The 22,259-nt window shown below is 43.7% G+C and carries 19 protein-coding genes; 13 read left to right on the top strand and 6 right to left on the bottom strand.

The window, feature by feature from the left end; genetic code table 11:
• Positions 1-427 precede the first annotated feature (427 nt).
• The gene (gene fadR / locus LIX84_RS06655) at positions 428-1,267 is read left to right on the top strand and encodes a fatty acid metabolism transcriptional regulator FadR (RefSeq protein WP_005396954.1); all 840 of its coding nucleotides are present in this window, start codon (positions 428-430) and stop codon (positions 1,265-1,267) included.
• A gap of 119 nt (positions 1,268-1,386) precedes the next feature.
• Here fadR and LIX84_RS06650 read toward each other — a convergent pair whose 3' ends face one another.
• Positions 1,387-2,196, bottom strand: a complete 810-nt coding sequence (locus LIX84_RS06650) for a hypothetical protein (protein ID WP_226420959.1) — start codon at positions 2,194-2,196, stop codon at positions 1,387-1,389.
• Positions 2,197-2,671: 475 nt separating this feature from the next.
• Here LIX84_RS06650 and LIX84_RS06645 point away from each other — a divergent pair, with 475 nt between their 5' ends.
• From LIX84_RS06645 to LIX84_RS06635, 3 genes are all read left to right on the top strand, one after another.
• Entirely contained in the window at positions 2,672-3,583 is a 912-nt protein-coding gene (locus LIX84_RS06645; protein ID WP_226420958.1) for a hypothetical protein, read from the top strand.
• A gap of 10 nt (positions 3,584-3,593) precedes the next feature.
• Entirely contained in the window at positions 3,594-3,947 is a 354-nt protein-coding gene (locus LIX84_RS06640) for a hypothetical protein (protein ID WP_074191586.1), read from the top strand.
• Between the two features lie 68 nt (positions 3,948-4,015).
• Entirely contained in the window at positions 4,016-4,363 is a 348-nt protein-coding gene (locus LIX84_RS06635; RefSeq protein WP_074191585.1) for a hypothetical protein, read from the top strand.
• A gap of 67 nt (positions 4,364-4,430) precedes the next feature.
• On the opposite strand, the gene metG is transcribed toward LIX84_RS06635, so the two are convergent.
• Positions 4,431-6,506: a methionine--tRNA ligase gene (metG, locus tag LIX84_RS06630; RefSeq protein ID WP_046874415.1), complete on the bottom strand. Its 2,076-nt coding sequence runs from the start codon at positions 6,504-6,506 to the stop codon at positions 4,431-4,433.
• Positions 6,507-6,669: 163 nt separating this feature from the next.
• Between metG and apbC the strand changes: the two genes are divergently transcribed.
• From apbC to LIX84_RS06615, 3 genes are all read left to right on the top strand, one after another.
• Positions 6,670-7,746: an iron-sulfur cluster carrier protein ApbC gene (gene apbC / locus LIX84_RS06625; protein WP_226420957.1), complete on the top strand. Its 1,077-nt coding sequence runs from the start codon at positions 6,670-6,672 to the stop codon at positions 7,744-7,746.
• A gap of 180 nt (positions 7,747-7,926) precedes the next feature.
• Complete coding sequence (gene udk, locus LIX84_RS06620; RefSeq protein ID WP_005396962.1) at positions 7,927-8,568, top strand: uridine kinase; 642 nt, start codon at positions 7,927-7,929, stop codon at positions 8,566-8,568.
• A gap of 188 nt (positions 8,569-8,756) precedes the next feature.
• Positions 8,757-10,844 carry an AsmA family protein gene (locus tag LIX84_RS06615; protein ID WP_226420956.1) on the top strand — a complete coding sequence of 696 codons (2,088 nt, stop codon included), beginning with the start codon at positions 8,757-8,759 and terminating at the stop codon, positions 10,842-10,844.
• A 62-nt stretch (positions 10,845-10,906) separates the two neighbouring features.
• Here the strand turns inward: LIX84_RS06615 and cobO are convergent, their stop codons facing one another.
• The gene (cobO, locus tag LIX84_RS06610; protein ID WP_005380837.1) at positions 10,907-11,512 is read right to left on the bottom strand and encodes a cob(I)yrinic acid a,c-diamide adenosyltransferase; all 606 of its coding nucleotides are present in this window, start codon (positions 11,510-11,512) and stop codon (positions 10,907-10,909) included.
• Positions 11,513-11,629: 117 nt separating this feature from the next.
• Here cobO and LIX84_RS06605 point away from each other — a divergent pair, with 117 nt between their 5' ends.
• A complete protein-coding gene (locus LIX84_RS06605; protein ID WP_226420955.1) occupies positions 11,630-12,079 on the top strand; it encodes a low molecular weight protein-tyrosine-phosphatase in 450 nt (149 codons plus the stop codon).
• A 60-nt stretch (positions 12,080-12,139) separates the two neighbouring features.
• Here LIX84_RS06605 and LIX84_RS06600 read toward each other — a convergent pair whose 3' ends face one another.
• Complete coding sequence (locus LIX84_RS06600; RefSeq protein ID WP_226420954.1) at positions 12,140-13,699, bottom strand: SulP family inorganic anion transporter; 1,560 nt, start codon at positions 13,697-13,699, stop codon at positions 12,140-12,142.
• 332 nt (positions 13,700-14,031) lie between these two features.
• Positions 14,032-17,115, bottom strand: coding sequence for a ribonuclease E (gene rne, locus LIX84_RS06595; RefSeq protein WP_226420953.1), 3,084 nt, complete (start codon positions 17,113-17,115; stop codon positions 14,032-14,034).
• Positions 17,116-17,754: 639 nt separating this feature from the next.
• Between rne and rluC the strand changes: the two genes are divergently transcribed.
• Positions 17,755-18,723, top strand: a complete 969-nt coding sequence (gene rluC / locus LIX84_RS06590; RefSeq protein ID WP_226420952.1) for a 23S rRNA pseudouridine(955/2504/2580) synthase RluC — start codon at positions 17,755-17,757, stop codon at positions 18,721-18,723.
• A 35-nt stretch (positions 18,724-18,758) separates the two neighbouring features.
• Here rluC and LIX84_RS06585 read toward each other — a convergent pair whose 3' ends face one another.
• Positions 18,759-19,340 (bottom strand): Maf family protein, encoded by a 582-nt coding sequence (locus LIX84_RS06585; protein WP_104971955.1) that lies wholly within the window; start codon positions 19,338-19,340, stop codon positions 18,759-18,761.
• 149 nt (positions 19,341-19,489) lie between these two features.
• Between LIX84_RS06585 and yceD the strand changes: the two genes are divergently transcribed.
• From yceD to LIX84_RS06565, 4 genes are read left to right on the top strand one after another with little or no spacing between them, the layout of a single operon-like run.
• Complete coding sequence (yceD, locus tag LIX84_RS06580) at positions 19,490-20,014, top strand: 23S rRNA accumulation protein YceD (protein WP_005396977.1); 525 nt, start codon at positions 19,490-19,492, stop codon at positions 20,012-20,014.
• A 59-nt stretch (positions 20,015-20,073) separates the two neighbouring features.
• Complete coding sequence (gene rpmF, locus LIX84_RS06575) at positions 20,074-20,244, top strand: 50S ribosomal protein L32 (RefSeq protein ID WP_005396978.1); 171 nt, start codon at positions 20,074-20,076, stop codon at positions 20,242-20,244.
• A gap of 10 nt (positions 20,245-20,254) precedes the next feature.
• The gene (gene plsX / locus LIX84_RS06570; RefSeq protein WP_012841590.1) at positions 20,255-21,280 is read left to right on the top strand and encodes a phosphate acyltransferase PlsX; all 1,026 of its coding nucleotides are present in this window, start codon (positions 20,255-20,257) and stop codon (positions 21,278-21,280) included.
• A gap of 5 nt (positions 21,281-21,285) precedes the next feature.
• Positions 21,286-22,236 (top strand): beta-ketoacyl-ACP synthase III, encoded by a 951-nt coding sequence (locus tag LIX84_RS06565; protein WP_005396980.1) that lies wholly within the window; start codon positions 21,286-21,288, stop codon positions 22,234-22,236.
• Positions 22,237-22,259 lie beyond the last annotated feature (23 nt).

Genomic DNA, 22,259 nt, shown 5'->3' with positions numbered 1-22,259 from the left:
AAAACGTGATGCTACCGACTAAAATGACTTTTTAAATGTAATAACGCGATCAAAACGGCGTTACTATATCATGAAAGGCTCAAAAAAATCCTCTTGGATTTTAAATGACGGTCAGTGACGAGAAAAGGCAAATTAAGAAAGAATATTAACTGTGATATACAAAGTAATTTTTCATATTTTGAATATAAAATTGTGACGCAGTAGTCTTTATTTCTCCGCAATTTGTGAGCTGTTTAATTAAACGAAAATTCAGATTTTACCGCTTTCACTCGCACGTCAGACCGTCCTAGATTGACATAACATATAGAGTATTAACTCTATATTGTAGAATCGTTTCAATTATTGATCGTAAATTTTCTCAAACCGTTAAGTAGTGGTATGATGAGTAGTATCGACCCTCAGAAATCAATATTGGATAAAAAGTAGAATGGTCATAAAGGCGAAAAGCCCTGCGGGATTCGCAGAAAAATATATTATCGAGAGCATTTGGAACGGCCGTTTTCCTCCTGGCTCTATTTTACCTGCTGAACGCGAGCTGTCTGAGCTAATTGGTGTTACTCGAACGACTTTACGAGAGGTTCTTCAACGACTAGCCCGTGATGGTTGGTTAACAATCCAACACGGTAAACCAACGAAGGTAAACCAATTTATGGAGACCTCTGGTCTGCATATTTTGGATACGTTGATGACGTTGGACGTAGATAACGCAACAAACATTGTAGAAGATTTGCTTGCAGCACGTACCAACATCAGCCCTATCTTTATGCGTTATGCATTTAAAGCAAATAAAGAGAACTCTGAGCGCACGATCAAGAATGTAATTGAATCTTGTGAAGCTTTAATGAATGCTGCTTCTTGGGACGATTTCATCGCTTCTTCACCTTATGCTGAGAAAGTCTTACAGAACGTGAAAGAAGACAACGAGAAAGATGAAGCGAAGCGTCAAGAAATCTTGATTGCTAAAACGTTCAACTTTTACGACTACATGTTGTTCCAACGCCTAGCATTCCATTCAGGGAATCAGATTTACGGTTTGATTTTTAATGGCTTGAAGAAGCTCTATGATCGCGTTGGTAGCTATTACTTCTCAAACCCAGCTTCTCGTGAGCTAGCGCTGAAGTTTTACCATCAGTTGCTAGAAACTTGTGAAAGTGGTCAGCGTGAACAACTGCCAGTTGTGATTCGTCACTATGGTATGGAAAGCGCGCTAATCTGGAACGAGATGAAAAAGCAATTACCAACGAACTTCACAGAAGATGACAGCTAAGCGCTGAGAAGTTAGATGAATGAAAAACCGCAGAACCTAAGGTCTGCGGTTTTTTTGTTTTTACCTATAGATACCAGTTACGTTCCTGTTGTGACAATTGGCACGGCACTGTATAGAGCTTATCTTGCTACAGAGAGTTTGGGCAACGGTAGATACAATGCTTCAACGATGTCTGAAAGGACGTGGTCGTAAGTATTGAAGATGGTCAACGATAAGTCTGATGTGACTCCATAAAGCTCTGCTTCTGTTAAATCGACATGACTGCCTGTCACATAGTTATTTAATGTCTGTATTGAGCGTGTGGAAGCAGGAGAAACGATACTAAGCGGAGCGATAACTGCTAATTGATTTAGCTTACGTGTCATAACCGATGCGTAATTTTTGAAACGCTCATTCCCCCCTTTCTCTCCCAAGTCTTGAATGCTAATTCTCAATTGAGTCAGGGTTTCTAAGCTATCCATGATGTTTTGCCAGTTCATGTGGTACTCATTATGTAGATCATCTCGTTGTTCTACCGCTAACCAAGCAATCGTGACTTCATCCATCAAGAACAAGCAATGACGAATTAACTTACCATGCTCCATCTGGTTCCTTGCAACACTGTGATCGTTCCATTGTTCAAGCAGTTTTCCTACTTTGATCTGCAGCACGCGATACATGGGTTTATTTTCAAAGCGTGAGGTTTCGACCAAAAGATGCAGTTTGTTGGTGAGATCGTTATGAAGGACTTCTAATTCTTGTTCGTTATTTTGTTGAAATTGAAGTGAGTAGTGCGTCGCAGCTCGATGGCGTCTCAGCAGATGAACAACATCTCGCAATAATGTTAACAGCTGATATTTACGCGCGTGTTGCTGCTCTCGTTTAGAAGATAAGTGATATATTCCGGCTAAAATAGCGATAGATAATAATGTGGAAATCAAAACAAACATAACCAACTCCTTGTTAGTGTTTGGACCTAGCAAGGAAGGTTTGCAGTTTTGATGCCAAACAAAAATTAAATTAAAACAACTGGTTATGTTGAATGTTCTTTTGGGACGGTCGTTATTGGTGCATGGATTCACCAAATTTGTGAATATGGTTGATTATTCGGTGTCGATGCTCGGTGTACGCGTTATTCTTTGTGAGTTACATATTGATTACTTTTTGTAGTCTGATTCAAGTCACAATGTTTAGAAATTAAAATACTCGAACACTTCATATGATATAAGTTGTCTATTTTGTTGATTGTTCGAGGTAATTAATTTGTCTAATAAATTCGACCTATGCTTCAGTACTCACTCAAAGATAACGCTCCCTATCGATACAAATGATGAGGATAGGTACCTTCAGTTTCGTAAGGACAACCCACATATATTTGGTAGTTTTATTCCCGCAGGTACTCCTTTCATACTGAACGAAGGCTCTGTGATCAACATAGCTAAGTTGCGTAGCGAGAGACCTGATATAGCCTGTGCTCTTGATACTGTAAAAAGTTGGTCACAAGAAACCAAAAGAAATGTAGCCAATCTAACAAGTGAGTTTGGCGATGAAAACTTACAAGCGGTAGCCCTCCTCTATGAAAAAGAGATTAAGCCTTTTTTAGATGCTACTAATCATACTATGGGGGGGAAAATCGATGAGTATACTGCAGTAGGTGCTGCCGCTACGGCGGTTAATGAAAAGCAAGTCAGATTGAGTAATTTCGGGAAAGCTTTGCTCAAATATCAAAACGCCTTACTAGATGTACGGACAGCGTCACGAAGTGGTGCGCAGAAAAAGGAGCTTGTGAAGCTTGGATATAGAGTTAAAGAAGCTCATAGTTCTTTGAATGCAAAATTTACAAAAGAACTTGCCCATTATGCAGGGCGAATTAAAAGTAGCCGCGGTAACATTTGGAGCAACCCGAATAGGGCTGTCAATATCGCGCGAAGCGGTAGGGATATAACTAAGTTACATTTAACATCTATAGCTAACATCCGCTCAATTCGAGTTCTTGAACAAAGCTCTAGTATTGTAGGTAAAAAGATCATCATGATTGATGCTGGTGTTCGCTTTAACAATGTTCGAAATGCCAAGAATAACGGAGAAAATTGGCAAAAAAGAGCGGCAATGGAAGTTGCTGGGTTTGGTGCGAGCAACGCTGCTGGCATTTGGACCACATCCAAAGTGATTGCATCTGGAATGGGAATCGCTTTAGCTGCTGGCCCATTTGGAGTAGTAGTATTAATAGGTGTTGGTTTAGGGGCTGGTTATGCGGCTGCAAAAATGGGTGATTGGTTTGGGCAAGGTTTAGCAGAAAAAACCTATGAAACTAGCTCTAAAGTAAATTGGTTTTAAAGGAGTAATTGTGTTTTGTTTCGATCTTATAGTGATGATTGTTGGTTGGACATGGTTACTGAGCACATTGGTTTTTATTCGTGTATCAGCAAAGCGGATTGAGACAAAAATATTGCAGGATGGTCATGATCCAATTGGCTGGGACAGAAATGGGTGGGGTTTTAGGTTTCCCATGTACGCCTCAGTGTTGATGCGAGGTAAACCTGCGAAAGTATCGCTGGTAGAAGACAAACTTATTCTAAAGTACGCGACAGTCTTTGACCGAGTGCTTGCGTATATTGTCACAATAAGCTTCGTGATGGCACTTGCTTTGGGAGCAGTTATGGGGTTGGGGCCTGAAGAGTACAGAGTGAAAACCAGTTAAGCGCAGGGCTCTGTAGAACGGTGAATATAAGCCTAGTTGAAAAGCCAAATCCTGATAAAGGGAGCAACGTGTCTTATTTTGATATTGCAAATATGATTATCGGATGTACTTGGTTAGTTAGTACTTTGCTTTTCATTCGTGTATCGGTAAAGCGGATTGAGAAAAAAATGTTGCGGGATGGTCATGACCCTATTGGTTGGGACAGAAATGGGTGGGGTTTTAGATTTCCCATGTACGCATCAGTATTGATGCGAGGAAAGCCAGTCAAATTATCACTTGTGGATGACCAACTAATACTAAAATACGCAACAACGTTTGATAGAATACTTGCGTATGTTGTAAGCATCAGTTTTGTACTTTTCCTTGTGTGTGGCGCGACCATTACTTGGGGACCGGAAGAGTATAGGTTGCATTAAGTAATTTTATCTTGTTGTAAAAAAGGCTTAACTGAAATAGTTAAGCCTTTCTATTATGCGAAGAGCATTACATTACGCGCATGCCAGGCTGAGCGCCTTCGTGCGGCTCAAGAATCCATAGGTCGCTACCACCAGGGCCAGCGGCTAGGATCATGCCTTCTGACATACCAAACTTCATCTTACGAGGTTTTAGGTTTGCTACCATTACCGTTAGTTTGCCTTCTAGCTCTTCAGGTTTGTACGCTGACTTGATGCCAGAGAACACTTGACGAGTTTCACCACCGATGTCCAGTTGGAACTTAAGCAGTTTGTTTGCTTTTGGCACTTCTTCACAAGAGATGATACGAGCGATACGCATATCTACTGCTGCAAAAGCGTCGAACTCAATCTCTTCAGCGATTGGCTCTTTGTCTAGCTCAGTTTGGCTAGCCTTGTTTTTTTCCGCTTCTGCTTTCTCTTTCGCCGCCATTTCTGCCGCCGCATCTTCTTTAGATGCTTCGATCATCGCTTCAACATTCTTCGGATCGATACGGTTGAACAGTGCTTTGAACTTAGTGATCTCGTGGCCTGTTAGTGGCGCAGCGATGTTTTCCCAAGTCAGCTCTTGGTTTAGGAATGCTTCAGTACGTGCAGCTAGCGCAGGCATTACTGGTTTCAGGTAAGTCATCAGTACACGGAACAGGTTTATACCAACAGAACAGATGTCTTGTAGTTCCTGATCTTTGCCTTCTTCTTTTGCTACAACCCACGGTGCTTTTTCATCAACGTATTGGTTAGCTTTGTCTGCCAATGCCGTGATTTCACGGATTGCACGACCAAACTCACGCGTTTCGTAAAGCTCAGCGATACGGTCAGCAGCAGCAACAAATTCGTTGTAAAGTTCAGGTTCTGCAAAGTTGTCAGACAGTTTGCCTTCAAAACGTTTTGCGATGAAACCTGCGTTACGAGATGCCAGGTTAACGATCTTGTTAACAACGTCAGCGTTTACGCGCTGAGTGAAGTCTTCAAGGTTAAGATCTAGATCGTCGATACGGCTGTTTAGCTTCGCCGCGTAGTAGTAACGTAGACACTCAGGGTCTAGGTGCTCTAGGTAAGTGCTTGCTTTTACGAAAGTACCTTTAGACTTCGACATTTTCGCGCCGTTTACGGTTACGTAACCGTGTACGAATACGTTGTTAGGCTTGCGGAAGCCAGAACCTTCTAGCATTGCTGGCCAAAATAGGCTGTGGAAGTAAACGATGTCTTTACCGATGAAGTGGTACAGTTCTGCTGAGCTGTCTTTCTTCCAGTACTCGTCGAAATCTAGGTCGTCGCGCTTGTCACATAGGTTTTTGAAAGAGCCCATGTAGCCGATAGGTGCGTCTAGCCATACGTAGAAGAATTTGTTCTTCTCACCTGGGATCTCGAAGCCGAAGTATGGCGCGTCACGTGAGATATCCCATTGTTGTAGACCTGATTCAAACCACTCTTGCATCTTGTTCGCGGTTTCAGCTTGTAGCGAGCCAGAGCGAGTCCACTCTTTTAGCATGCTTTCAAACTGAGGCAGGTCGAAGAAGAAGTGCTCAGAATCTTTCATTACTGGCGTCGCACCAGAAACCGCAGATTTAGGATTGATCAGTTCTGTTGGGCTGTAAGTCTCACCACAGTTGTCACAGTTGTCACCGTACTGGTCTTCTGACTTACATTTTGGACACGTACCTTTTACGAAACGGTCCGGTAGGAACATCTCTTTTTCTGGGTCGAACAACTGAGAAATTGTGCGGCTAGAGATAAAGCCGTTTTTCTTCAGCTCAAGATAAATGTGTGACGCTAGCTCACGGTTCTCATCTGAGTGTGTGCTGTGGTAGTTATCAAAGCTGATATCAAAGCCAGCAAAGTCTTTCTGGTGCTCTTCGCTAACTGCGGCAATCATTTCTTCAGGAGTAATACCCATCTGTTGCGCTTTAAGCATGATTGGCGTGCCATGAGCATCGTCAGCACAGATGAAGTTTACAGTGTTGCCGCGTAGGCGTTGGTAACGAACCCAAATGTCCGCTTGGATATGCTCAAGCATATGACCAAGGTGGATCGAACCGTTAGCGTACGGAAGGGCACAAGTTACCAGCATTTTCCTTGACGGAAAGTTTCTTGGATCGTTTGCCATACTTAATATTCGCTTTTCTTGATAGGTATAAATAAATTTTGATGGATAATACTACCCCATGAACTCACTAACTCCAAGGTGTCAAACTGCGGAATGCCTTAGTTTTTTTTGGGGTTCTGGTTGAGGGAGGACGGTGTTAGCATGGCATCTAAAAGGAGGACTTATGCATCAGTTCACTTCAAAACAAGATTTTTGTCACTGGTTTAACCAATTCCAGCATCCACAGTTGGTGGAAAATTGGGCAGATATTCATGGCGCAATTTCGATTACGGCACAAGGTTCTGTTGAGATAACGTTGCCATTCGCAAGTAATGAGCTTCAAACCATATTGCATGACTGGATTAAACAGCAACAAACCGCAGATAAAGTGGCTGAATTCCCATTCAATATTCGCCTTGGAGTTAAAGCATTAGAAACTCAAGTGGCCAATCCGGTTAAAGGTGTTAAGAACATCATTGCCGTTAGTTCTGCGAAAGGTGGGGTCGGTAAATCAACGACTGCGGTTAACATAGCATTGGCGATTGCTCAATCTGGGGCGAAAGTGGGATTGTTGGATGCGGATATCTACGGACCTTCCGTCCCTATGATGTTAGGGCAAGAAGATGCAAAACCAGAAGTTCGTGATGGTAAGTGGATGGAGCCCATTTTCGCTCACGGCATCTATACTCACTCTATCGGCTATTTAGTGGACAAATCAGAAGCGGCAATATGGCGCGGTCCAATGGCTTCAAAAGCGTTGTCGCAGTTATTAACGGAAACAGACTGGCCCGATTTAGATTATTTGGTGATTGATATGCCGCCAGGCACGGGTGATATACAGTTGACGTTGTCACAACAGATTCCGGTGACAGGTAGTGTGTTAGTCACGACACCGCAAGACTTGGCGCTTGCCGATGCAAGAAAGGGAGCGGCAATGTTTAACAAAGTCCATGTCCCGGTTATTGGTGTTGTGGAAAACATGAGTTATCACATTTGTAGCCAATGTGGCGCGAAAGAGCATATTTTTGGCATGGGTGGTGCAGGAAAAATGTCGCAAGAGTTTGGCTTAGCACTGCTAGGACAAATTCCGCTTCATATCTCTATGCGAGAAGATATTGACGCTGGCGTGCCAACAGTAGCAAGGCGCCCAGAAAGTGAGCATGCAGGGTATTACAAGCAGCTTGCCGATCGCGTATGTAGCACGATGTTTTGGCAAGGCAAGGCAAAACCAGATGCGATTAGCTTTACAATGGTGAACTAAGTTTACTCTGCCTATTGGTCGATAATTGCACATTTTAACGTTTGCTCGGAGGTTAATCCTCTGAGCAGGCAGAAACTTATGACTAAACCCTAATTCCAGCTAGTAACTATGGGGTGAACTCCCTATAATCAGGCAGTTTATCTTTTTATGTGACTAGAAATCATCATCGGGTGCAAACTAATGTCTGATAATAATCAATGCGTCATCGTAGGTATTGCTGGCGCTTCTGCTTCTGGAAAAAGTCTGATCGCGAGCACTATTTATAATGAGCTTCGCGCGAAAGTAGGCGATCATCAAATCGGTGTCATCACGGAAGATTGCTACTACAACGACCAAAGCCACCTAAGCATGGAAGAGCGAGTAAAGACGAACTACGATCACCCGAGTGCGTTGGACCACGACCTACTGTGTGAGCACCTTGAAAAATTGGTACGTGGTGAAGCAGTAGAAGTACCTGAGTACAGCTACACTGAGCACACAAGAACAAGTAACACGACCACAATGACGCCTAAAAAGGTGATCATTCTAGAAGGCATCCTTCTTCTTACTGACCCTCGTCTTCGTGATTTGATGCACGCGACAGTATTTATGGATACACCGTTAGATATTTGCTTGCTTCGTCGTGTTAAGCGTGACGTGGAAGAACGAGGCCGAACTATGGAATCTGTTCTCAAGCAGTACCAACAAACAGTACGTCCGATGTTCATGCAGTTTATCGAACCTTCTAAGCAATATGCGGACATTATTGTTCCTCGCGGTGGTAAAAACCGTATCGCAATCGATGTATTAAAAGCTCACATTGCAAGACTTTTGAAAGCTTAAGCCTTTAGACGGCTATATCGCTTTCTTTTTAAGAGAAGAAGTGGCACCTTAAGTGCCACTTCTTTTTTTGTTTTTAAATTAGTCAGTTGCAGGTTAAAACCAGACATTTTTCACGATTTTGTGGAACTGTCAGCGGTAAATGGAGTCTGCGCTTATAATTGTAAAAACACTCGAGCAAGGAAAAACAAATGAAGAAACTGCTCTTAATTCTAGCAATACCGATTGTGGTCATTTTGGTCGCAATTTTAGCGTTAACCATCTTAGTCAATCCTAACCAGTTTAAGCCCCTTATTGTTGAGCAAGCGCAAAAGCAAACCGGTTTAGAACTAGTGATTGAAGGAGATATCAGTTGGCAATTTTTCCCATCGATCGGCTTTGAGTTGGGACATACGGAATTGCGAAACCCACAAGGCTTTAGTAAACCCAATTTATTCAAAGTTGATACCGTTGGTGTAGATATCTCTGTCATGCCACTTTTTAGTCAACAGCTTGAAATTGGAAACGTCACGCTTGATGGGGCTGAGTTCTATATCGAAACCAAGAAAGATGGCAGCAAGAATATTGATGCATTGACGAAAGCCCAAACACAACAAGCAGAGCAAGCGAGCGATACTGCGCCTACGCAAAATGGTGAAACGCAGCCTTCTGGCTCTGATTGGAGCATTAATCTTGCTGGTGTTACGGTTTCTAATGGCTCATTAGAAATGCAGGATAAGCAAGCCGGTAGTTACACCAAACTTTATGATATCTCATTAAACCTTTCCGAATTCGCTTTTGACAACTGGACAACGGCTGATTTTGGCGTGAAGGGCGAAATGAATGACCAAAAGTTCACAGCGAAAGGTCAGGCCGACTTTAAGCTAGAAAAAGGTTTGGCAAACTACGCGCTAAAGAACATCAACTTTGATGCGACATACTCTGATCCTGCCAATAAGATTGAATCGGCAACGATCGGTTTAGATACGTTTGAATTCGATAAAGTAAATAACCTGACTTATGCCATGAAGGGCGACGCTGGTGGTATGAAGTTAGATATGCAGGGTGCTGGTCAACTTAGTGTAGACAAGGCTATCAGCAAAGTGCAGTTGGATAAGTTAACTCTTAAATCGACTTTTGAGGGTGATGCATTACCTCAGTCACCTATGAAAGTCAACATGGTGTCTGATCTGTCTTTCGACCTGACGAAAAACCACCTGAGTTTTGTCCTAGAGAAGTTAACAGCGAATGCTATCGCCTTAGATGGTAAGGCTGATGTGACACTTGGCGATATTCCTAAAGTACGCTTTGCTCTCCATAGCCCAAATATCGATCTTGATGAGTTCTTAGGGTTAGATAAGCAAGCTGCCGAAGGTAATAAGCCTGCTTCTGATGGCGAGAGTGCACCAGCCGGACCTGAGGTTGAGCCTGATTTGTCTGCGTTGAAAACGTTAGATGTAAAGGGTGACATTACCATCGACAAATTCAAAGCGGCAAACGCGAAGATGGAAGTGGTAAAAGCGAGCTTCACTGTAAATCGTGGCGTATTTAAGCTTACTTCATTTAGTTCGAAGCTGTACCAAGGCACAATTTCAGCGACAGCGAAGTTAGATGCACGCCAATCACCAGCGACTTACAGTGTGAAAAAGTCAATCAAAGGCGTGAAAGTTCAACCGCTACTTATTGATGTCGCTGATAACGACAAGCTTGAAGGGACGGGTAACATTGATGTGAATGTTACAGGTAAGAGTCTAACGCCTACCGGTATCAAGAAGAATCTTTCTGGTACGGTTGTTATCAATTTTGCTGACGGTGCGGTAAATGGCATCAACGTTGCTCAGTTGATTCGTGAAAACTACGCAAAATTTAAAGGGCAAAAAGTCGAAGGCACCAATGAAGTTAAGAAAACAGACTTTAGTGCAATGACGGCGACATTGAAGCTCAACAAAGGTGTCGTATCAACGGATAATATGCAAGCTCAGTCTCCATTGCTACGTGTTCGTGGTAAAGGCACCGCAAACTACATCAATGAAACTGTTAACTTTACTATCAGCACATCAGTCGTAGGTAGCCTAGAAGGCCAAGGCGGCAAAGATATAGATGAGCTGAAAGACATCACGATTCCAATCAATGTGTCTGGTAAGTGGGCAGAACCTAAATTCAAGCTCGTATTCGATGATGTTCTGAAGCAGAAAGCTCAGAAAGAAATCGATCGTGGCGTAGAGAAGCTAACGGACAAAATCAAAGACGAGAAAACCAAAGATGCGGTCGATGGTTTATTGAAGAATCTTTTCAACTAACCGTGCGTGAAAATCAAAAGGGTTGGCATTTTGCCAACCCTTTTTAAATTACTCTGCGAGTGTTACCAATCGACGCCTTTGAGGGCTTTTACGCCAGATTCAAATGCGTGCTTTACATTTTTCACTTCAGAAACGGTATCGGCCATTTCAATCAGGGTTCGATGTGCGCCACGCCCAGTAATAATAACCGACTGCATTTTAGGTCTGTTGCTCAGTGCTTCGACCACTTCGTCTAAGTCGATGTAGCCGTAGCTCACCATATAAGTTAGCTCGTCAAACAAGATGACATCGATAGAGTCGTCTTGCAGCATGCGCTTACATTCTTGCCATACGCCTTGCGCTGCTTCGGTATCAGCGGCTTTGTTTTGAGTTTCCCATGTAAAGCCGGTCGCCATTACTTGGAATTCAACGCCGAGTTTCTCAAGTAGGTTGCGCTCACCATTATCCCAAGTACCTTTAATAAACTGCGCGACAGCACAATTCAAACCATGACCCACTGCGCGTGCTATCGTACCGAACCCTGATGTCGATTTACCTTTACCATTTCCGGTAATGATCAGTAGCAGACCTTTTTCCTCTTGAGCAGCAGCAATTTTTGCGTCTACCTGTTCTTTGACTTTTTGTTGGCGAGCCTTATGGCGTGCTTCTTTATTTTCTTCGATAGACATAATACTTCCTCAATTCCTTTTTGTGCTTTGCCCAAGCTGATTTGGGTTCATTGATTTATCTCGCTATGATAGACCAACATATCGTGAAGAAAAACCACCGATAATTCAGGGAATAAAATGAAGAAAATACTTGTTGTTTGTATGGGAAACATTTGTCGGTCACCAACCGGAGAAGCAGTGTTAAGAGCGAAAGCTCAAAAGCTAGGCGTTGAAGTAGAGGTTGATTCGGCAGGTACAATTGGCTACCACGCAGGAAACCCACCGGACTCAAGGGCAATGGCTGCAGGAAAGCAGCGAGGTTATTCGTTTAAAGGAATGCAAGCGCGCCAAGTCACCATTGATGACTTTGAAAAGTTTGACCTTATATTAGCCGCGGATAAAGCAAATTTGGCCGATTTATTGGATATTTGTCCGTTGAAGTATCGACACAAAGTATCGTTATTTTTAAGTCATTCTGGGTCAGGTTACGACGAAGTCCCCGATCCATATTATGGTGGAGAAGATGGCTTTGAACTGGTGCTTGATTTAATCGAAGAGGCATCAGACGCGATTTTGAAGAAGCTATAATCTCCGGGCTTGAAGACAATAGAAAAAGGGATGAGCTGAGCTCATCCCTTTTTATTCGTGTTAACCCGCTAAAATGTCGGTTGCCACTTTGTAGCTTGGGTCTTCCTTCACATTTATTTCAACCAAGCTGCCCGCTTTATCTAAAAGCTTGCGGCAATCTGGACTTAGGTGGCGAAGGTGTAGTGTTTTACCTTGAGAGTTGTAACGCTCTGCTAGTGTTTCAATCGCTTCAATTGCGGAGTGATCAGTCACGCGAGAGTCTGCAAAATCGACAATCACATCTTTTGGATCTTCAGGCGCGTTGAACAACTCCAAGAAGTTAGCGGCAGAACCAAAGAAAATAGGACCGTGAATCTTGTACTCTTTTGAACCTTCCTCGTTTAAGCATGTGTCGGCATAGATGTGCTTAGCGTGTTGCCATGCAAACATTAATGCAGAAACAATAACACCAACCGCTACGGCAACGGCTAGGTCAGTAAGAACAGTAACAACGGTCACAAGAACAATAACGAAGAAGTCTTGCTTCGGTACGCGACGCGCTAGTTTAAATGTTGCCCATTCGAATGTACCAATGACAACCATGAACATCACACCAACCAGAGCAGCGAGTGGGATCATTTCAATTAACGAAGAAGCGAATAAGATAAACATCAATAGAGCGATAGCAGCAACGATACCAGATAGACGACCGCGACCACCTGAGTTTACGTTGATCATCGACTGACCAATCATTGCACAACCACCCATAGCACCAAACACAGAACAAGTCATGTTTGCCATACCTTGACCGATACATTCGCGGTTAGATTGACCACGAGTGTTCGTCATCTCATCTAAAACTGTCAGCGTTAGTAGAGATTCAATTAGACCAATTGCCGCGAGAATGATCGCGTATGGAAGAATGATTTGTAGTGTCTCTAGTGTAAATGGTACCGCAGGAATAGAGAAGGTTGGTAGTGAACCTGCGAGTGTTGCAGCTTCATCACCAGACATTGTACGCAGGAAGTCAACAACAGTGCGAGTTTCCAGATCCAAGCCAACCACTAAAGCAGTCACCGTTACGATCGCAACAAGTGAAGAGGGTACAGCTGTTGTGATTTTTGGTAGAAAGTGAATGATTGCCATAGTTAGCGCAACCAAACCAAGCATTAGCAGCATTTGGTCTTGTGGTAGCCAAGTAAGCATGCCGTTGATATCTGGCGCTTTAAACTGACCCAACTGAGCTAGGAAGATAACAATAGCCAGACCGTTCACAAAACCAATCATCACAGGGTGAGGCACGATACGGATGAACTTACCCAATTTAAACATACCAGCGGCAATTTGAAGTATACCAGCGAGCATGATGGCTGCGAATAGGTACTGGACACCGTGAGTCGCGACAAGCGAAACCATTACGACTGCCATGGCACCTGTTGCACCAGAGATCATGCCAGGACGACCACCGAAAATGGAAGTAATAAGACCAACGATGAATGCAGCGTAAAGACCGACCATTGGGTCTACGCCAGCAACGAACGCAAATGCGACAGCTTCAGGAACCAATGCAAGCGCAACAGTTAAGCCTGATAGCACATCATTTTTTATGGAGTGCTTAGAAAATTGGGGAAATTCGAACATGTTTGTTTTTAAGTTCTCTTTGCAATGAGTTAAACCCGACACATATTCGTATTTGCACAAGCCACTGAGTGGTTGATTTCTAATCAAACATTGCAGTGTAAACCGTAGTATTAAAAGAGCAGCATCAGAATGGTGTCGAAAACTTGAGTCGGCGCATGCTACCGAAAAGTGTGATTAAGTTCAAGAATGATACGAATAATGGCGTACAAATGTGATCACGAATTGGTATTTATATGAACAATTTATTGGGGAAATATGAAGATAAAAAAGGCTACCAGATGGTAGCCTTTAATTTATTTATGCCGTTAAGCTGTTGAACGTAATGATTTAGCCTAGTTAAAGTTAGGCTTTGTCATCTCTGCCGATGCGCGGTTTTTAGCCACTTGGCTACCCGCACCTTTAGCTTGGTAACGTTCGGTTTTGAACGGTGCTGCTGCAACAGTGATTTCGCGTAGCTCTTGAGGGCCAGGTGCTTTCGTCATCGGTGCGCTAGCGTTTAGCTTAGCCGCAACTTTAATGGCTTCGACTTTAGGCTCTGGTTTAGCTACTGGCGCTTCGGCTGCAATCTCTTTTGCTGCTTCAACCACAGGCTCTTCAGCTGGTGCCGTTTCTACAATGGCATCAACCGGTTCAGCATGTTCAGTTGCAGGAGTTTCAACGATAGGCTCTACAGAGGCTGTTTCTACTACTGCCGATTCAGTTTTTTCTGCGATTACTGCTTCCACAACAGGTGCTTCTACTGCTGGAGATTCAACTTTCGCTTCAACTGTTTCTTGAACCTTTGATTCAACAACTGGTGCTTCTGTTACAACAGGTTGCTCGCGGCGAATAATCACTTTACCCATAGCCATTTCTGGGCAAGCAAAACCACCTTGCATTGTAGGTACTGCTGCTACTGCTTCTTCCTTAACTTGCTCTTCTTTCTTAGGTGCTGGTTTCGGAATGTAGCGCGGCATTACTTTACCCATAGCCATCTCAGGAGAAGCTACACCACCTTTACGCAGGCGGAACGGGTTAGGACGGCGATCGCGACCACGGCGACGGCGCTGACCGCTTGCACGCAGGTGACGTGGCGAACGACGGTTACGACGTTGCTTAGACTCTGCTTGCTTGTTGTCTTGCTGTGCCTCTACCGCTGCTTCTGTTGGCTTCTCAACTTTGGTTTCAACCATTTCTTGAGTCTTAACCGCCGTTTCTTCTGCTTTCTTCTCAACCGCTTCTTGGTCTTTAACGCGTACAGACTTGTTCAGTTTGCGACGTTGACGACGCTCCTTCACTTTTTCTGCTTTCGCGTTTTGTTGCTTTGGTTTGCTCTCTTCTGGTTTTGTTTCAGTTCGAGCTTCTGCCGCTAGCTGCAGGCCTTTTTCCGCTACTTTTGCATTTGCTTTTTGCTCTTGGGCTTTATCTGCTTGTTGAGTTTTAGGCTTACGCTTTTGGTTGCGGTTTTGCTGTTTATTGGTTTGTTGTTGAGCTTCGTTTTGTTCATTCGCTTGCTCATCACGAGGCTTACGACGACGTCGGTTATCACGGTTATCACGATTGTCGCGGTTCTCACGATTATCGCGTTGGTTGTTATTGCGACGACGATCATTGCGATCACGTTTGTTGCGTCGATTATCGCGATTTGGCTTTTTCTCTTCCTGAGGTTTCGGTTCTTCTTTTACTTCTTCAGAACCGCCGAATAGGAAACTACCAAGTGCTTTAAACAAACGGCTGAACAGTCCAGGTTTTTCTTCTTGTTCAACTTTCTGTTCTTTCTTCTTCGCCTCAGGGGCAGGTTTAGCTGCTGGTGCAGGTGCCGTTTGAGAAGGAGCCGCAAAGCCTTTAAGAACAGGTTCTTCGATTCGTTTAGGTTTTACGTCAACTTCCGCTGGCTCTTTACCTTCCGCTTCTTTCATTGCTTCCAGTTTTTTAGGAAGTAGGTAAGAAATCAGATCGAACTCTTCACCTTCACGAACACGGATAACTTCGAAGTGCGGCGTTTCCATGTCAGAGTTTGGAACAACCGTAATCTTCACTTCTTGAATGCGTTCGATATGGTTAACTGAACGACGTTTTTCGTTCAACAAGTAAGAAGCGATTGGCACAGGTACAACTGCGAGAACTTGCGCTGTATTGTCTTTCAGTGCTTCCTCTTCGATTAAACGAAGTACAGAAAGTGCTAGAGATTCGTTGTCGCGAACGACTCCAGTACCGCTACAGCGAGGACAGATGTGGTGGCTTGCTTCTGCTAGAGAAGGGCTTAAACGTTGACGTGACATCTCCAACAAACCAAAGCGAGAAATACGACCGATTTGTACACGAGCGCGATCAAGACGAACGGCTTCACGTAGACGGTTTTCTACTTCTCGCTGGTGACGAACCGGGGTCATATCGATAAAGTCGATAACCACTAAGCCACCCAAGTCACGTAGACGTAATTGGCGAGCAATTTCGTCGGCTGCTTCTAGGTTCGTGTTTAGGGCTGTTTCTTCAATATCGCCGCCCTTGGTTGCACGAGCAGAGTTGATATCGATAGACGTTAGTGCTTCAGTCGGGTCAATAACAATAGAACCACCAGATGGCAGACGCACTTCACGTTGGAAAGCCGATTCAATTTGGCTTTCGATTTGGTAGTGGCTGAATAGTGGAACTTCGCCTTCATATTTCTTAACGCGGTTAAGGAAATCAGGGCGCACCAATTGAATGTGCTCTTTTGCACGTTCGTAGATGGTGTTGCTGTCAATTAAGATTTCGCCAATATCACGACGTAAATAGTCACGGATTGCACGAACGATAACGTTACTTTCTTGGTGGATTAAGAATGGAGCAGGGTTAGAGTCCGCTGCACCTTTGATTGCACCCCAGTGGTTAAGTAGTACATTCAAATCCCACTCAAGTTCTTCAGCACTCTTGCCAACGCCAGCAGTACGTACGATTAGGCCCATGCCCTGAGGCAGTTCCAAAGTACTTAATGCGGCTTTTAGTTGAGTACGCTCGTCACCTTCGATTCGGCGAGAAATACCGCCTGCGCGAGGGTTGTTAGGCATCAGAACAAGGTAACTACCAGCAAGAGAAATGAAAGTAGTAAGAGCTGCGCCCTTGCTTCCACGTTCTTCTTTTTCCACTTGAACGATAACTTCTTGGCCTTCCGTTAGCACTTCTTTGATGCTTGGACGACCTTGGTAGGTGTAACCTTCAGGGAAATATTCGCGGGCAATTTCTTTGAGAGGGAGGAAACCGTGACGCTCGGCGCCGTAATCAACAAATGCGGCTTCTAAGCTTGGTTCGATACGTGTGATACGTCCTTTGTAGATATTCGCTTTTTTAGATTCATGACCTGGACTCTCGATATCAAGATCGAAAAGTCGCTGGCCATCAACCAGAGCGACACGCAACTCTTCTTTTTGAGTTGCGTTAATTAACATTCTTTTCATTGAAAATTCTCGTTGTCTTTTCTTTTATATCTTTCTTGTCGACTTGCCACTGTTTTTTCGCTCTTTCACGGTGCCTGATCCCATGGCTTGTATTTTGCAGCCTCCCGGCTGGAAGGGGATGCTCTCGGGCACTTCAGTCATCACAAGCCTCTTGCGGTTTCTGTTGGAAACGTAGACTTGTGACCCGCTATTTGGGCGGTAGGTACTCAACGTGAATATGCGAGGAGTAGGGTGGCAAGAGTGTTGAATTCGATGTGTCTCACGCCAATGCTGCACTCGACCTTCAACGATCTACTCACATTGCTTGAGGATAAATGATTGGTAATGAATAAAATGTAACCAAACCTTCCTTAGCAGCTGTGAACTATAGCAGTGCGCGTGGCTATCAGCAATCTGCTTTCACGCAAACGATAGAAAATTTGCCGCTAAACTCAAAATTTCTAATTTATAACTGGCTGTTTCATAAGCAATTGAGATGTGTAAACTGATCAAGACAGAAAACAAATCGAGAACTCGATCGAGAGTTTTAATAATTTAAACAAAAGCTTGGCGAAATTTAGACCAGTTCGTACTACCAAGTGTTTCTTTTACGACAAGAATAATGTGAAGTCGCGCGAAATTGAGTTTACAATACCGCCCATGAGCGAAATAAGAACAAAAGTCCAGTTCGTCGACATTGACGAAGATATGGCGGGTCAGCGCATTGATAATTTTTTGCGCAACCAATTAAAAGACATCCCTAAAAGCATGATTTACCGAATCGTGCGTAAGGGCGAAGTACGTGTAAATAAAAAGCGTATAAAAGCAGAGTACAAGTTAAAAGCAGGCGATCTCGTTCGTATTCCACCGGTGACAGTCGAGAAAAAAGATGACGATGTCGCGCCAAGTACGAAACTAAACAAAGTCGCAGAGTTGGAAGATATGATCATCTTCGAAGATGATCATATGTTGATTCTAAACAAACCATCTGGCACCGCTGTGCATGGTGGCAGTGGCTTAAAGTTTGGCGCGATTGAAGCGCTTAGAGCTCTTCGTCCTCAAGCTCGCTTTCTTGAACTTGTGCATCGTATTGACCGTGATACTTCAGGTATCTTATTGGTTGCTAAGAAGCGTTCTGCACTTCGTCACTTGCAAGCCCAGTTTCGTGAAAAGACAGTGAAGAAGTTTTACTTAGCTCTTGTCATGGGACAATGGAAAAGCAGTTGTAAGGTTGTGAACGCGCCACTGCTTAAAAACGAAGTGAACAGTATTGTTCGTGTTAACCCTAACGGTAAGCCGTCTGAAACGCGTTTTAAGATTTTGGAAAAGTTTGAACAAGCAACATTGATTCAAGCGAGTCCGATTACTGGTCGAACTCACCAAATCCGAGTTCATACACAATACACGGGCCACCCAATCGCTTGGGATGATCGCTACGGTGACCGCCGCTTTGATGCTTACACAGGTCAAGTTGGTTTAGATCGTTTGTTCCTACACGCGGCAAACATCAAGTTTCAGCACCCATCAAATGATGAGTGGATGGAAATCAACGCACCGATGGAACCGAAGTTAGAAAAAGTGTTGGCGGGTTTAAGAAACGCGTACCCATGTTTTCCTAGTGGACTATAAAAGGGAGCCTGTGGCTCCCTTTTATAGTCTTTGGATTAAATGACATCGAGTCCCTGAACATGCAACATATCAATCAAATCAATCAGTGGTAGCCCGACAAGTGTATTCGGATCTTTCCCCACTAATTTGTTAAACAAACAAATTCCCATTCCTTCGCTTTTAAAGCTGCCTGCGCAGTAAAAAGGTTCTTCCCTGTCGACGTAGCGTTCGATTTGTTCAAGCGTCAAATCTCTAAAGTGTACTTCGAAAGAATCAAAGCCGACTTCTGTATGGTTTGTGACGGTGTTATGTACCGCAAGACCAGTATAGAAAGTGATGACTTTTCCACTTTGAGCCAAAAGTTGATTTATTGCGTTGTCTCTATTTAAAGGTTTGCCAACGATTTCACCATTAATGACACAAACCTGGTCACTGCCGATAACTAAACTTGCTTTATCCGTCTGGCAAGATGTTGCTTTCTCTTGGGCCAATCTTTGCACCAGTTCAAGAGGCGTTTCCTGGTCAAACGGTGTTTCATCGCAATCAGGTGATAAACAAATGAACGGTAGTGAAAGCTTTTCAAGCAGTTGTTTACGAAAAGGGGAGGTTGAAGCTAAAACCAGTTGGTAATTTTTCATTTTGAATTACAATTCGTGGGAGCATTTCCGATAGGATAATCGATCAAAAATGATTCTGGCTAATGCTCTGTATGTTAAGCGTAAAAAAGTACAACTTTTTTGCCTTTTTCTTTGACTAATTTTGATTTGGAAGATAATATTCGCGCCCTATGCAAAAGGTAAAAATACCGCGAACGGTTGACCCAGCAAAAGCTGCACAGAAACGATTGGATTACGATGGCATCATCCAAGCTAGTCTTTTCAAGCGCTTAGCGGAAACAACTGAAGGCGTAAAACGCGACGCAGAAGTCTCATTGTCATTTGGGATGGATGAACAGCGACTCGTTGTTATCTCTGGTAAAGCTAACATCGAAGTCGATTTAGAGTGTCAGCGTTGTAATGAGGTATTCGCACATGAGTGCGAAGTTGAATTCCTTTCTACTCCTTACTACGGTGAGAAAACGGAACAGGAAGCACCAGAAATTTATGATTTGGTAGATCTAAATGAATATGGTGAATTAGACCTTATACAACTGGTTGAAGATGAGTTCATCTTAGCATTACCTCAAATTGCGATGCACGATGAAGCGGATTGTAGCGTTGATTCAAATAACATGGTTTTTGGTGAGATTCCTGAAGAAATTGAGGAAGAAAAACCGAATCCATTCGACGTTTTGAAAAGTCTGAAAAAGTAATAGGTGTGGTAACCGATTCTTCTTCAGGTTTTTAACCCAATAGTATAGGAGTAGGGTCAATGGCCGTACAGAAAAACCGTAAAACTCGTTCTAAGCGCGGTATGCGTCGTTCACACGATGCGCTAACTACAGCTGCTCTATCTGTAGACGCGACTTCTGGTGAAACTCACCTACGCCACAACGTAACTGCTGAAGGTTACTACCGTGGTCAAAAGGTTATCAACAAGTAAGGTTGAACCTTTGCAAAGTATTACCGTTGCACTTGATGCAATGGGCGGGGATTTCGGTCCACGCGTAACAGTGCCTGCCGCCGTGCAGGCACTGTCTCATTTCCCAGAGCTAAAAGTGATTCTTATAGGTGATCAATCTCTGATCACGTCTCAATTATCTCAACTCGGTACCTCGACCAGTTCCCGCTTGACTATTCTTCATAGTGAGAAAGTTATCTCGAACTCAGAAAAACCTTCATTGGCACTACGTAATAGCCAAAATAGTTCCATGCGTATGGCTATCGATTTGGTTTCTGAGCAGAAGGCGGATGCTTGTGTTAGTGGTGGCAACACCGGTGCATTAATGGCACTATCGCGTTTCATTCTTAAGTTACTTCCTGGTATTGAACGTCCTGCTTTAGTTTCAGCTTTACCGACGATTACTGGAAAGCGTACTTGGATGCTAGATCTAGGTGCGAATGTATCGTGCGATGCTGATAGTTTGTTCCAATTTGCTGTAATGGGCAGTGCACTAGCAGAAGAACACTTAGGTTGTCCTCCTCGCGTTGCTGTACTCAATATTGGCGCAGAAGAGATTAAAGGTAACGATTTAGTCAAACGTTGCGCAGAAATGCTTTCTCAGACCGACGCGATTAACTTTGTTGGTTATATTGAAGGTAATCAAATTTTGCATGATGTTGCAGACGTCATTGTATGTGATGGGTTTGTCGGCAACGTATGCTTAAAAGCCAGTGAGGGAACAGCTCAACTTTTTATCGAAAAAATTAAAACCAGTATGATGGCGTCAACGATAAAGGGTTGGATTGCTAGAAAGTTGTTTTCTCGGCTATTTAATGAACTAAAAACACTGAACCCCGACCAGTATAACGGCGCAAGTTTGCTAGGATTGCGCGGCATTGTCATAAAAAGCCATGGAAGTGCGGATGTATCTGCGATTGTCAATGCACTTGGCGAGGCAGTACACGAGGTCAAACGACAAGTACCAAGCCGTATTAGCGATCGTTTGGAAGCGGTTTTACTCGAGAGGCATTATTAGTCTTCATGTATAGCAAAATTTTAGGTACTGGCAGCTACCTGCCATCTCAGGTGCGTACAAACGCAGATCTAGAGAAAATGGTAGATACAAGTGATGAGTGGATCGTTGCTCGCACGGGTATTAAAGAGCGTCGAATTGCTGCAGAAAATGAGACTGTAGCGGACATGGCATTCTACGCAGCTGAAAACGCTATCGATATGGCGGGTATTGATAAAAACGATATCGACCTGATTATCGTAGCCACAACGAGCAGTAGCCATACTTTCCCTTCATCTGCGTGTCAGGTGCAGGCAAAGCTTGGCATTAAAGGTTGTCCAGCTTTTGACTTAGCCGCTGCTTGTTCTGGTTTTGTGTACGCATTATCCGTTGCAGACCAACATATTAAATCGGGTATGTGTAAAAACGTACTTGTTATTGGTTCAGATGCTTTGTCTAAAACGTGTGATCCGACAGACCGTTCAACCATTATCCTATTTGGTGATGGTGCTGGAGCCGTTGTCGTAGGCGCTAGCCAAGAGCCTGGTATTATTTCTACCCACATATACTCAGATGGTCAATTCGGTGAGCTACTAAGCCTACCTGTACCTGAGCGTGGTCAAGATGCTGACAAATGGCTTCATATGGCAGGTAACGAAGTATTCAAAGTCGCGGTTACTCAGTTATCGAAACTAGTAAAAGATACGCTTGAAGCCAACAACATGCATAAGTCTGAACTAGACTGGCTAGTACCGCATCAAGCGAACTATCGAATTATTTCGGCAACAGCGAAAAAGCTTTCAATGTCTTTGGACCAAGTCGTAGTGACATTAGACCGACACGGGAACACTTCTGCGGCGACAGTACCGTCTGCGCTGGATGAAGCTGTGCGCGATGGTCGCATTAAACGCGGGCAGACTTTATTGCTAGAGGCGTTTGGTGGCGGTTTCACTTGGGGCTCTGCTCTGGTGAAGTTCTAAGTTTCACGAGAATTCAAAATTTA

The organism is Vibrio sp. E14, from assembly GCF_020515785.1.
GTDB lineage: Bacteria > Pseudomonadota > Gammaproteobacteria > Enterobacterales > Vibrionaceae > Vibrio > Vibrio diabolicus.
This window is presented reverse-complemented; position numbering and strand designations above follow the sequence as displayed.

What these genes read in the sequence shown, in the direction of transcription:
- fadR (WP_005396954.1), top strand. Translation starts at nt 428, where the DNA reads ATGGTCATAAAGGCGAAAAGCCCTGCGGGATTCGCAGAAAAATATATT.
- LIX84_RS06650 (WP_226420959.1), bottom strand. Translation starts at nt 2,196, where the DNA reads ATGTTTGTTTTGATTTCCACATTATTATCTATCGCTATTTTAGCCGGA.
- metG (WP_046874415.1), bottom strand. Translation starts at nt 6,506, where the DNA reads ATGGCAAACGATCCAAGAAACTTTCCGTCAAGGAAAATGCTGGTAACT.
- apbC (WP_226420957.1), top strand. Translation starts at nt 6,670, where the DNA reads ATGCATCAGTTCACTTCAAAACAAGATTTTTGTCACTGGTTTAACCAA.
- udk (WP_005396962.1), top strand. Translation starts at nt 7,927, where the DNA reads ATGTCTGATAATAATCAATGCGTCATCGTAGGTATTGCTGGCGCTTCT.
- LIX84_RS06615 (WP_226420956.1), top strand. Translation starts at nt 8,757, where the DNA reads ATGAAGAAACTGCTCTTAATTCTAGCAATACCGATTGTGGTCATTTTG.
- cobO (WP_005380837.1), bottom strand. Translation starts at nt 11,512, where the DNA reads ATGTCTATCGAAGAAAATAAAGAAGCACGCCATAAGGCTCGCCAACAA.
- LIX84_RS06605 (WP_226420955.1), top strand. Translation starts at nt 11,630, where the DNA reads ATGAAGAAAATACTTGTTGTTTGTATGGGAAACATTTGTCGGTCACCA.
- LIX84_RS06600 (WP_226420954.1), bottom strand. Translation starts at nt 13,699, where the DNA reads ATGTTCGAATTTCCCCAATTTTCTAAGCACTCCATAAAAAATGATGTG.
- rne (WP_226420953.1), bottom strand. Translation starts at nt 17,115, where the DNA reads ATGAAAAGAATGTTAATTAACGCAACTCAAAAAGAAGAGTTGCGTGTC.
- rluC (WP_226420952.1), top strand. Translation starts at nt 17,755, where the DNA reads ATGAGCGAAATAAGAACAAAAGTCCAGTTCGTCGACATTGACGAAGAT.
- LIX84_RS06585 (WP_104971955.1), bottom strand. Translation starts at nt 19,340, where the DNA reads ATGAAAAATTACCAACTGGTTTTAGCTTCAACCTCCCCTTTTCGTAAA.
- yceD (WP_005396977.1), top strand. Translation starts at nt 19,490, where the DNA reads ATGCAAAAGGTAAAAATACCGCGAACGGTTGACCCAGCAAAAGCTGCA.
- rpmF (WP_005396978.1), top strand. Translation starts at nt 20,074, where the DNA reads ATGGCCGTACAGAAAAACCGTAAAACTCGTTCTAAGCGCGGTATGCGT.
- LIX84_RS06565 (WP_005396980.1), top strand. Translation starts at nt 21,286, where the DNA reads ATGTATAGCAAAATTTTAGGTACTGGCAGCTACCTGCCATCTCAGGTG.